Source organism: Aquimarina sp. AU119, assembly GCF_900312735.1.
GTDB classification, from domain to species: domain Bacteria; phylum Bacteroidota; class Bacteroidia; order Flavobacteriales; family Flavobacteriaceae; genus Aquimarina; species Aquimarina algiphila.
Window position 1 is genome coordinate 32,206 of the sequence record NZ_OMPF01000016.1, and the last position, 13,159, is coordinate 45,364.

A 13,159-nucleotide genomic window follows, 5' to 3' on the forward strand; every position below is an offset into this window, starting at 1 on the left:
AAACTTTTATCTTAATCTTTTAAGTATGTATTATGTTAATTATTGTATTTAAAAACCTGTATCTTATCATTATTATTAGCCACTAGAATTAGTTTCTGTTTTTTATCCTCTAGCATTTTCATTTTTCTAACATCTTTATTGGTAAAAAATCCACTTTCTAAAATTGTTTGTGTTGTAAAGCTACCTTTTCCATTCCCATAGAGCAATACACCAGTACCTGCATCATTACGCATAGTTTCTATTTCTGATACAAATAGATTTCCAGCTAATAAAACATCCAGATTTCCATCTGTATTAAAATCTTTTATAATCATATCATTTATATTAGAAAACTGTGTACTATTTGGTAAAACCGATATTTTAAAAGTACCATCACCGAGGTTTTCTATATAAGAACTAGCAAAAGTATGCGCTTCATAATGTAAAGCCTCCTGTAGGTGGTCATTACCATAGACATCATTTATCTCTAAAGAAGCAAAAAGGTCATATTTTTCTATTTTTTTCTTAAGACCGGGAACTTGTTGCGCAGAACATGAGAAACCTCTTAATGGATAGTGTTTTCCATAATTATAATACCCTAAAACTATATCTTTACTTCCATTATCATCAAAATCTTCATAGTATACATCAAAAGGTTTATCTGTGGTTGTTTTATACTTATAATTTAGTCCTAAATTACCTGCTATAAAATCTGTATCCCCATCATTGTCAAAATCTCCTTTCCCTATACTAAACCACCATCCAGAAGAACGGTCAAGCCCAGAAATATTTGACTTTTTAAATTTGCCTTTTTCATTTTCAAAAATTGTTATTGGCATCCATTCTCCCACAACAATCAAATCCAGATCTCCATCTGTATCAAAGTCATCCCAAACACCATCAGTAACCATTCCAATTTCTATCAATTCTGGTGCTATTTGTTGGGTAACATTCACTAATTTTCCTTTCTTATTTTCTAAAATATAACTTGAAGTAGGTTCTGGGTATGATTTTGGAGTTAATCTACCTCCCACAAATACATCAAGATCCCCGTCGTTATCAAAATCAGAAGGAACCACGGAAGATCCACTAACTGCTGGCAAGTTAACTTTAATGTTTTTTACAAAATTTCCTTCTCCATTATTTATATATAATCGATCCTTATAATATTCTGATGATGACTTGTACTCATTACCTCCACTCACTACGTATAAATCACTATCCCCATCATTATCTACATCAAAAAAAATAGCATCCACATCTTCAAACTTATAATCTTCTTTAAAAGATTTCTGATCTGCTTCTGTAAATGATCCTAGAGTATTCTGAATATATAATGAAGCAATATGATCTTTTGCAGCCCCAATATAAACATCTAACAATCCATCATTATTAACATCAGCTATTGCTAATGCCGGACCGAACTGAGACAATTTATGGGGTAACAAAATCTGATCTTTATAGTCATTAAAAGCATTTTCTTTATGCGTATGCTTTAATTTCTGAAGCCTTGTCACATCTTCAAAAATAAAAGTTTGACGCTCTTTTTCTTTAGTGTTTTTTGAAATCGCCTCATCCATAAAAAGAGTAATCGTCTGATTGGTTTTTATATCTGTCATCCTGGTTTGATGATGATTTGGCCAATCTATTATCACCTCATCAATATTTTCAATATCATTTACTCCAAAATGTACGATATGTTCACTAGTAGAGTAAATCCCTCTGACCGCTGTTGTTTCAATAAATTGTTTTTCTTTTCCATAATTGATAGTAACTTTGGCCCCTAGAGTATTTCTATGTTTTTTATCTAATAGTTCGAATCTCAAAAAATTACAGGTAAAGTTTTCTCGGGCATTATTCTTATAAATAAATGCTTTTTCATTGATGTTATTTACCACAATTTCTAAATCTCCGTCATTATCCAAATCAGCATAAGCAGATCCATTAGAAAACGTTTTTTGATCTAACCCCCAATCATCCATAACCTTAGAAAAGGTATAATCCCCATTATTTTTAAAGGCATAATTTTTTAGTTTTTCCGAAGGTAAAATTTCAACGGTTTCCTTCAAATCAAGAATATCCCAAATACTAACATCTCCTGCATTGGGGTTATCTTTTACAAATGTATTGGCAACATTCATTACATAATTGGCCATTTTTTCATTAGCATCAGTATTACGTATATCTCTCAGCAATCCATTGGTTACATAAATATCTTTTAGTCCATCATTATCAAAGTCTGCAATTAAATTAGACCAACTCCAATCGGTTGAAGAAATATTGGCCAGTTCTGCAATTTCGCTATATGTTCCATTGCCATTATTAAGTTGAAGTGTATTAAACATATATTGGTAATGTCCCCCATTATGAACAACCTTCCAAAATGCTTTTGGGTTCATACCACTCATATTAGATTTTAATCTCACGTTATCTTCTGCGGCCATATCGGCCACCATAATATCTAAAAGACCATCGTTATTAATATCAGCAGCGTCTACTCCCATACTAAAATATGACATATGGTTTAGAGCCTTATTCGCTACATTCGTAAATGTCCCATCTTGATTGTTAATATAAAAGAAATCTGGTAAGTAAAAATCATTAGCTATATACAAATCTACATACCCATCATTATTAAAATCTCCCGTAGATACACTATTTGCATTACTTGTTCTTAAGACACCTGCTTCTTCACTGACATCTACATAATGGGTATTGCCTACATTTTTATAGAGTTTTGAAGCATATTTGAGATCTTTTTTAAGATCAATACCAAAAAACTTAGAGTAGCTTCCCGGATTGGGAGGTTGATTAAGTAGAAAAAGGTCTACATAACCGTCATTGTTATAATCAAAAAAAGTAGCATGCCGGGTTCGTTCACTATTATCAACCCCAAATTTGGCCGATTCTTCAGAAAAAGTAAGGTCTCCATTATTGATATATAATTTATTTTTTCTTAATTCATCATCATCGTCATACAGCTCACGACAAACATATATATCCAAATGACCATCTCCATTTACATCTGCCAATGCAACTCCTGAAGACCATCCTCCATTATCAAAAATCCCAGCACTTTGCGTTATATTTTCAAAGGTTAAATTTCCTTTATTAAGGTACAATTGATCTCCCACAAGGTTGCCTCCAAAAAAAAGATCTTGTAATCCATCATTATTAAAATCTCCTATACCTACTCCTCCTCCTCCATAATAATTAGAATATAATAGGATATTTTTTTCCTTAAGATCGGTTACATTGTTAGAAAAAGATACTCCAGTCGTACTTGGAGGGAGTAATGTAAAAAGTGTATTCTCCTGAGCATTTACACTCACAAAAAATAAAAAGCTAATCCAATATATATGTATTACTTTCATCTGCTCTTTTAATTGTTTTCTATTTGTCAGATGGAATTCACCCTTGAAGTAAAATTGATATCAACTTTACTTCAAGGGTTCATTTCATGATTTTCAAGATAAAAAGAAGGGATTAATTTCCCTCCCTTTTTTTGATAAAATCAAGTCAAATTTATTGGCTAATATGAAATCACTCAACATCCCACCATACTCTGGTAGTAAATTGGTCGGCTCCTTGCCTTGCTACTGCAGCTTGGTAATTTTGTGGATTTGTTGTTTGTTCTCTTTCAAAATAACGAAGTCTTCTTGGTATCTGACCATTACTTTCGTTACCAGGATAGTTAACCGGAGTTAATACCGGGAACCCTGTTCTTCTCCAATTTGCAAAAGATTCTATGTCATTTAAAAAAGTAACAATCCAATATTGCGTATTTACTTGTTCTAGGCCATTAGCAGCATCAAAAGGATTTGCTGTTAGAAAATCTGTAATCTCCATATCGGTAACACTTTCTGTTCCTATATCATACATATCCATTTGTCTCATGGCCGCTCTTACTCCAGCTTCATAATGAGCTGCAGGATTACCTCCAGCAATTCCCCAACGTATATCGGCTTCTGCTAGCATAAACTCTACTTCTGCATAGGTTTGAAAAAAGTAAGGCGCATCTTCTTTTGTAATAAGGTTTCTGTTGGGTTCTGAAAAATTATTAATATTATCTCCTCCAGGAATCCCTAAAACAGTGGTAGCATCAAGTCCATTCGGAAGTCCCATTTGCATAGCTGGATCGTTACTCCCACTAGTATTTCTATCGTCATCCCCATCAGGTAATGCTGCATAAATACGAAGTCTTGGATCTCCTGTTAATGCATTGATGAATGTATCGCTTAATCTCATATCATCATCAGCGCTAAAAACTTGTCCGTTTCCATTTCTATTTATTCCTTCTGGACCATCTGTATGTTCGACAAAAGCAATATCATCATTAGATTGCATGACTCCGCCATCTATTGCTCTTTGTACCCATTGTTGGGATGCTGTAGGATCAACCTTTATTAATCTTAATCCTAAACGTAGCATTAGGGAGTTTCCAAAACGCTTCCATTTTTCCTGATCACCTCCAAATAATATATCTGCTGCTCCAAATTGAGATGTTTCCGTACCCAAAACGGCTGTAGCTTCTGCCAATTCGTTAAGCATATCAGCATAGATTTCACTTTGCGGATCATATACTGGTCTAAAATTACCATCTATAAAACCTTTACCGGCTTCACTATAAGGTACATCTCCATATAAATCAGTTAATTTATGATAAATAAATACACGTTGTATTCTAGCTATAGCAAGCATTTCTTCAGAATACTCATTCTCTGGATCTGTTTCTAACTGAAAAACAATATCTTCTATGATCTTTACTTGATCATTATATCCTCTTTCGAACCAAGCTCCAGACCATTGTGCATTATAAAAGTATTTATCTCCTGCCCAAACTCCTCCTGTTGCAGCCATATGCTGAATCATCATAGAAGAATAAATTAGATTTCCCCTCCAGTTCTCAAAGCGATCTCCTGCTGTTCTTAAGATAGCATTCGTAAACTTTGGTCCGGGTTCGAGTTCTGTTGCTGCATTTGGATTTTCGTTAAGTTCTTCAAAACCACTGTCACAAGAACTCACTCCGAAAAAGACTATTAAAATTACTGTGATAACTTTTTTCATTATTGAAATATCTTTTAGATTTTTTTAAAACTTTAAATTAACGGTTAGTCCGTAACTAGCGATAGAAGGCAATCCAAAATATTCTAGTCCTTGCGCGTTACCTCCATTAAATCCAGCCTCTGGGTCTATGTTCTCAGAATCTCTCTTGATAAAAAACAAGTTTCTTCCTACTAAAGAGATGTTTGCTCCTGTAAGAAATGTCTTATCTAACAATTTTGAAGGAAAGGTATATCCTAAACTTAACTGACGTAATTTAATAAAATCAGCATCCTCTACAACTTCCTCTGCTATTCCTGAAATTCTACCATAATACGCTTGTAGGGTGGTATTATCATGAGTAAACGTAAATGGATTACCGGCCTCATCTACACCTGTAACAGTAAGACCTCCTTCTCTACCTTCCAAAGTACGTTTATCTAATCCACTTGAAAGTGCAATTGCATTTGTTCCTGCATATACTTGTCCTCCAAACTTAGCATCTATCAAAAAGCTTAAATTAATATTCTTATAACTAAAGGTATTTGTGAGTCCCATTGTCCATGGAGGTACGCCTTCTCCCAAAATCTGGCGATCAGGATTCTCTGCAGGTAACCCATCTGCATCATAAACAATTTGACCTGCATCATTTCTAAGATATGCAGTACCATATATCACTCCAAATGGTTCTCCTACAATCTGGCTAATATTTGCTCTAAACGTTCGTACATTACCTACCGTTAGAATATTTTCCTGATCATCAGTAGCTATTATTTCACTTTCATTAAACCCGAGGTTATAGCTTACATCCCAACTAAAATTAGTAGATTGTATAGGTCTACCTCTAAGTAAAAGTTCTATTCCTTTATTTTCAAGCTCTCCAATATTTGACAGCACATTAGAAAAACCAGAGGTATTAGATATATCAACGGGAAGAATATCTTTTTCAGTTCTATTATTATAATAAGCAAAATCAAGACCTAATCTACTATTTAGAAAACTAAGATCTAAACCAAATTCTATTTCTTTTTTACTAAAAGGAGTTACTAATGAATTAGGCACTGTTCCTCCAGGAAGTGGTGCCAATGCTGGTGCTATTTCCCCCAATGGTTGTCCTAAATGACCTTGTCCAAAAATACGATAATACAGGCTTAATAAATATGGTGTTTCGGCACCACCTGCAACTTCAGAATATCCAGCTCTAATTCTACCAAGAGTAACCCAATCAGGCAATTCAAATGCGTTAGAGAATACAAAACTACCACTTAATGATGGATAAAAATCGTTATTTGGTGTCGTTTTACCTACCGCAGAAAGTGTAGAAAACCAATCGTTACGTCCTGTAACTGTAAGATATGCATAATCCTTATACCCGACTTCTACTGAACCATAAACACCCGAAAGAGCAGTTTCTGTTAATGTTCTTTCCTGGCTAGAATTTTCAACATTCCCGATAATTTCTAAAAAAGGAATTACAAAACGTTCTCCTCTTAATCTAAGGAAATCACTTCTCTGTGTATTTTTATTCGCTCCAAAAAAGGCTTTTACTGAAATATCTTCTGTTATATTTTTATTAATTCCAAGAATTAAATCTGCATCCACCTGAGTGATATTATTTTCTCTTTCCTCAATACTCCCCAGTGGAGTAAATGCAGTACCAAAACCTTCTATTTGTGTTGTACGAGTTGTTGCATGATCAATACCAGCTCTCGCGGTAATATCCAACCAATCAAATATTTTGTATTTTACGGTTGCTGAACTTAATATTCTATTTCTACGATCAAATGTCCTAAATCGTTCTGATGCCCAATATGGGTTTTGTACAAAAGGATTTGAGGATATCCGTTGTTCTACACCAGCATCGTTAAAACCTGGTGCCAAACTTTCTACATTTACATTGGCTGGTAACAAGCCTACAGAGAAATTTGAATTTCCTGGTGCATCAGACACCCTTGGTCTGTTTGTCACCTTTTCTACAATATATCTTGCGCTTAAATCAATTGATAGTTTTTCTGAAGCATTAGATCCTAAATTAAGAGAAAAAGACTTTCTATCTAATTCAGAATTTGGTAAGACATCTTTATTATCAAAATTAGTAGCTGCAAATCGATAATTAATTTTATCATTACTATTTGATAGCGCTATGGTATTTATAAATGTCGATCCTGTATCATAAAACTTTTTTAAGTTATCTCCAGCATTCGTATATGGTCGTGATACACCATCAAATTGAACAGAATTTGGAACACTTCCTAATCTCGGACCCCATGATGAAAAAGCTGCAGCTAAAGCTTCATCTGCTGTAGTAGGAGCTACTCCTTGAGAACCTTGACCATACGTTTCCTGAAAATCTCTTATGTTAGGATTAATCTTTTCGAATGTTATTTGACTGCTATATTCTACACCAAGTCCTTTTTGTTTTCGACCATTCTTAGTAGTAATAATAATGACTCCTCCAGAAGCTCTAGATCCATAAAGAGCTCCAGCTGCTCCTCCTTTTAAAACACTAACCGATTCAATGTCATCAGGATTAATACTAGAAATACCATCTCCAAAATCAGCTCCTCCCCACTCACTTGCTGCTCCTAACTGTGTATTATCTATGGTTACACCATCGACTACATACAAGGGCTGATTTGCTCCGGACAAACTAGATGCTCCTCGAATAACAACTCTACTAGATCCAGCTGCTCCTGTAGAAGGAGGTGTTATATTAACTCCCGCTACTTTACCTTGTAATGCATTAAGAGCATTAGGAGTTTTAACTTCTGAAATTGCTTCTCCCTGTAATTGAGTGACTGAATATCCAAGTGTTTTTCTATTCCGTTCGATTCCTAATGCTGTGACAACAACCTCATCCAACTGCTCTGTTCCTACAGATAGGGATACATTAATTGTAGTTTGCCCATTCACTGCAATTTCTTTTGTTTCGAACCCTAAAGAAGAAAACACCAAAATAGCATCTGATTTTGGTAGTTTAATAGAATAATTCCCATCAAAATCTGATAAAACTCCTACTGACGTGCCTTTAACTATAACATTCACCCCGGGTATAGGAGTGCCTCCTTTTTCATCGGAAATAGTACCCGATACCGTCGAATCTTGTGCTAGAATCGTTTGAAAACCAACAAAGGACACAAACACTAGAAATACTAGTAACTTATTATACATACTTGATTTTTTAGTTTACATTAAATTGATTTACATTCTCCCAGACTTTAATAAAAGCCAGTATAAATGTTATAATATCATTAACTTTTTGGAAAGTTTTTCGACCAATGACGATGCTGAAAAGTTAAAGAACACTATTACGAAAACGTTTGATACTGGTTTTTTTTTGTTTTTTTAACAGATAAAGCCCTATTTTATTATAACTAATGTTAAATCTAGATTAAGAAACAAACGTTATTTTAGATAAAAACTTAGCTTTTTTGAGTTTATAAGTTGTTCATGTGAAATAAAAAAACTATCTAAATTCTCATTATTTATCTTAATAGACTCTATAAATTTTTCTTTATTAGTAGTATTAGAAGTAATCACTAAGGTTTCATTTTTATAATATTCTTTATTTAGATGAATAGTTATTTTTTCAAATTTTGGTGCGCAAAATGTATATATTGGTTTTGCTGGTGTTATAGGATATATACCCATCATTGAAAATATTGCCCAAGCAGACATAGTTCCTGTATCATCATTCCCTGGTAATCCATCTGGAGTATTTTTATAATATGTTTCTAATAGATCATTTACGGTTTTTTGGGTCTTCCATTCCTTTCCTTTTACATAGTTAAACAAAAAAGGATAAGCAATATCAGGTTCGTTAGCCATATCATATTGCTTGTTATCAAAAACTTTTTGTAACTGTTGTTCGAATAACTTTTCTCCTCCCATAAGGTCTTTTAGCCCTTCCACATCATGAGATACCATAAAGGTATATTGCCATGCATTTCCCTCTATAAAGCCAAGATTTTTCACAAAATTAGCTCCTGTTTCTGGGTTATATGGAGACAACCAGCTTCCATCATTATTTTTTGGACGCAATAGATTGAATTCTTCATCAAAAAGTTTTCTATAGGATACTGAGCGATCTAAAAAACGTTGATAATCTTTCTCTTTACCAAGCTCTTGTGCTAATTTTGATATTGCAAAATCTGTAATGTTATATTCTTGTGTGGTTGAAACAGATCCACTATGTATTGTTTTTGTTGTTAAGTATCCTTTTTCGATATAATCTTTAATTCCCGGGCGTAATGGATTATCAATTAATTGATCTGCACTTTTTAACATTGCCTCATATGCTTTTTCTATATCAAAATCTTTGATTCCTTTAAGATATGTATCAGCAATGATTATCCCTGCTGGATCACCAACCATAGTTGTTGTCTCGGTAGCATTTAACTCCCATTTTGGGAGCCATCCTGTTTCATCATAAATCTGTAACATACTTTTTACCATATCAGATTGTTGTTTTGGATAAACCAAACTCATCAATTGATGTAGATTTCTATACGTATCCCAAAGGGAAAAAACAGTATATCGAGTCCCCTCTGTATTTAAAGTCTCTCGGGTTCTCATTTTAGGATATTCACCATTTATATCATTAAGCGTATTTGGATGAATTCCTGTATGATATAATGCCGTATAGAATTTTATTTTATCTTCTTTTTTACCTCCTTCTACTTCGATTTTTGATAAATATTGATTCCATTCTGTTCTCGTTTCTTTTCTAATTTGTTTAAATCCTTTTTTTAAAGTTTCTTTTTCTAAATTTTCACGAGCATTTTTTATACTTACATAGGATATTCCTATTTTCATTTCTACTTTTGTAGGAGTATCAAAATGATATCTCATATATCCACCTATACTATCACCGGTTACTTCTTTTGTGAATCCTTTTTTTATTCTTGTTTTTCCATTATACTCTTTCATCCATTCGGCTTCCACTCCTTGATATGTATTTGGCTTTTCCCATACTCCAAACTCATCAGCTGGTACAGAAAATTTTGCTACAAAATAAACAGGATATGCTTCTTCTGGTTTATAGTAACAAAATGATCCTACAGAGCGTGTTCCTTCTATTTCAGTGGGAGAAACTACTTTTATTCTTCCACCTTGTTCATTTGTTAGTCCTAATCCTAAATTGAGTAAAATATTCGCAGTGCCTTTAGGGAAAGAATACATACTCACTCCTACTCTTGTCGTAGCAGTAGTTTCTACGATAATATTATATTTATCTAATATATTTGAATAGTATCCTACTTCTGAAATTTCGTTAGAATATGTAGATCCATATGTAAGATAATCAGTCTGTATATCTCCTGTAGTAGGCATGGCAGTAATCACTCCTAACTCTGGGCATCCTACACCGCTTAAATTAACATGACTAAACCCCGTCAAAAATGTGTTCTCATGGATATATGGTGTTGACAACCAACGATTATCTTTTTCTAATGGTAAGTTTTGATTTCCTGAAACATTAAAAGGAGAAACACTGGCCATTCCTCGAACGGCTATAGGCCCTGGATTGGTGGTACCAAAATTGGATGTTCCTATAAATGGATTGACATATTGAGTAAAATCTTTTTTTAAGTATTCCTGAGTTCGTTCTATCTTAGTTTTTGGTTTATTTTCTTTTTGACAAGAGGAAAAAACAATTATAATTATTGTTAATAATTTGAGTGCACAATTCTTTTTTAAAATATTAATAATCATTCTTTATATTAAATTAAAAACTTTTGAATTCATTAACCTTACATGACCTTGGATTATTTTGGAAATTTACTTCACTTTGCTTAACGAATATGGTACAGCTTCATCTGTATTTGCCCAATCTTTATTAGGAACTTTCCCCATCATAAAATTTAATTCCCCTCCTTGTTGAATTGTATCAAAATTTAAATAACTATTATTATAGACTACATTATTAAGTGAAGCTGATTGAACATATACATTTTGTTTAGAATTATTAGAGGCGCTAATTATAAATTCATTACCATTTTCTAGGGTAATTGTCGCTTTTTTAAACAAAGGGCTTCCTATTACATATTGATCTACACCAGGAGTAACTGGATAAAACCCTAATGCACTAAAAACATACCAGGCAGAAGTTTGTCCATTATCTTCGTCTCCACAATATCCATCTGGTGTTGCAGAGTATAATTTGGTTAATACTTCCCGAATTTTCTCCTGTGTTTTATAAGGAACATTAGCATAATTGTATAAATAAATCATATGCTGAATGGGTTGATTACCGTGAGCATAATTCCCCATATTCACAATTTGCATTTCTCTTATTTCATGAATTGTAAATCCATAGTATGATGCATCAAACTCTGGGGGCATTTCAAATACGTTATCTAATTGCTTTTCGAATTCTGTTTTTCCTCCCATTAACTGAATCAGACCTTCTATATCATGAAAAACAGACCATGTATAATGTAAGCTATTTCCCTCTGTAAAAGCATCTCCCCATTTTAAAGGATTAAAGGGAGTTTGAAAACTACCATCTACATTTTTACCGCGCATCAATTTGGTAGATGGATCAAATAAATTCTTATAATTCTGAGATCGTTTATAGAATGTATTTGCAACCTCCTTTTTTCCTAATTTTTCTGCCATCTTAGCAATTGTAAAATCAGCATAAGCATATTCTAATGTACGTGCAGCATTTTCATTGATTTTTACATCGTATGGCACATACCCTAATTTGTTATAGTAGTCAATTCCTTCTCTCCCTACAGACCGTATTTCGTTTCCATTAGACAAAGGCCTCCCTTCTGAAGTTGTTGCATTTTTGAGTATGGCCTCGAATAAAGTTTCTGTATCTATATCTGGTATTCCTTTTAGGAATGCATCGGCAATAATTGGTGCCGAATTAGATCCTATCATACAATCTCTATGCCCTGGACTTGCCCATTCTGGAAGCCAGCCAGATTCTTTATATGTGTTTGCAAGGCCTTTCATGATTTTACCGTTTAATTCGGGGTACATCATATTAAAGAAAGGAAAAACCGCCCTAAACGTGTCCCAGAAACCATTATCTGTAAACATATATCCCGGTAACACTTTTCCATTGTATGGACTATAATGTAGTATTTCATTTTTTTCATTAAACTCATAAAACTTCCTCGGAAAAAGCAGTACCCTGTATAAGCAGGAATAAAAAGTTTTGATGTTATCTACATTATCATCCTCGATCTTAATTCTATTCAATTCCTTTTCCCACGCTTGTTTAGCCTTGATTTTAGTTTCCTCAAATGTATCAGTGCCGATCTCTCTATTTAGATTTAATTGTGCTTGTTCTGGACTAATAAAAGAAGATGCCACTTTTATATGTACTTTTTCTCCTTTTTTGGTTTTAAACCCAATAATAGCCCCTACGTGTTTTCCTTTATTTTCTAATGAATTCTCTAGTAATTTCCATTCATCTCCCCAAGTATGGTTTACTTCAAAATCTTTATCAAATTGTGCTACAAAATAGTTATGAAAATTATCTGGAACTCCACCGCTATTATTTCTACAATACCCAATAATTTTTCGTTCTTCGGGGATAATTTTCACCATTGATCCTTTAAAAAAAGCATCCAACATAATATAAGATTGCTTTGCTTCTGGAAAAGTAAATCTAAAATGTGCAGCTCGTTCTGTTGGAGAAACCTCAGCTACTATATCATAATCTGCTAAATATACTTTATAATGATTTGGTTTCACTATTTCTGCTTTATGAGAAAACCAAGAAGCTCTTTCTTCTTCTTTATATTTAAGATCTCCTGTAATTGCCATAAATGAAAATGCTGCATAATCGTTAATCCATGGACTGGGCTGATGTGTTTGTTTAATTCCTCTTATTGTATTTTCATCATATTTATATGTCCAACCATCACCCATTTTTGAAGTCATAGGTGTCCAGAAATTCATTCCCCATGGTGTTGCAATTGCCGGGTATGTATTTCCATTTGATAAATCAAACGCAGAATCTGTTCCCATTAAAGGATTTACATAATCAATCAAGTTTGTTTTACTTTCTTTATCTATATTATTTTGGCTTACAACTTCTTCATTTTTCTGGTCTGAATTACATCCTAATAACATTATAACTATAGCATATATAGTACTTTTTACTTTCATTAGTTCTGGT

The 13,159-nt window shown here is 33.4% G+C and carries 5 protein-coding genes; all 5 read right to left on the bottom strand.

From position 1 onward, the window contains the following. Positions 1-35: 35 nt before the first annotated feature. The gene (locus DK442_RS15135) at positions 36-3,353 is read right to left on the bottom strand and encodes a VCBS repeat-containing protein (RefSeq protein WP_109436736.1); all 3,318 of its coding nucleotides are present in this window, start codon (positions 3,351-3,353) and stop codon (positions 36-38) included. 169 nt (positions 3,354-3,522) lie between these two features. After that, a complete protein-coding gene (locus DK442_RS15140) occupies positions 3,523-5,046 on the bottom strand; it encodes a SusD/RagB family nutrient-binding outer membrane lipoprotein (RefSeq protein WP_109436737.1) in 1,524 nt (507 codons plus the stop codon). 24 nt (positions 5,047-5,070) lie between these two features. Then, positions 5,071-8,193, bottom strand: coding sequence for a SusC/RagA family TonB-linked outer membrane protein (locus DK442_RS15145; protein WP_109436738.1), 3,123 nt, complete (start codon positions 8,191-8,193; stop codon positions 5,071-5,073). 234 nt (positions 8,194-8,427) lie between these two features. Further along, positions 8,428-10,734: a GH92 family glycosyl hydrolase gene (locus DK442_RS15150; RefSeq protein ID WP_109436739.1), complete on the bottom strand. Its 2,307-nt coding sequence runs from the start codon at positions 10,732-10,734 to the stop codon at positions 8,428-8,430. 66 nt (positions 10,735-10,800) lie between these two features. After that, complete coding sequence (locus tag DK442_RS15155) at positions 10,801-13,149, bottom strand: GH92 family glycosyl hydrolase (RefSeq protein ID WP_109436740.1); 2,349 nt, start codon at positions 13,147-13,149, stop codon at positions 10,801-10,803. Positions 13,150-13,159 lie beyond the last annotated feature (10 nt).

What these genes read in the sequence shown, in the direction of transcription:
- DK442_RS15150 (WP_109436739.1), bottom strand. Translation starts at nt 10,734, where the DNA reads ATGATTATTAATATTTTAAAAAAGAATTGTGCACTCAAATTATTAACA.
- DK442_RS15145 (WP_109436738.1), bottom strand. Translation starts at nt 8,193, where the DNA reads ATGTATAATAAGTTACTAGTATTTCTAGTGTTTGTGTCCTTTGTTGGT.
- DK442_RS15135 (WP_109436736.1), bottom strand. Translation starts at nt 3,353, where the DNA reads ATGAAAGTAATACATATATATTGGATTAGCTTTTTATTTTTTGTGAGT.
- DK442_RS15140 (WP_109436737.1), bottom strand. Translation starts at nt 5,046, where the DNA reads ATGAAAAAAGTTATCACAGTAATTTTAATAGTCTTTTTCGGAGTGAGT.
- DK442_RS15155 (WP_109436740.1), bottom strand. Translation starts at nt 13,149, where the DNA reads ATGAAAGTAAAAAGTACTATATATGCTATAGTTATAATGTTATTAGGA.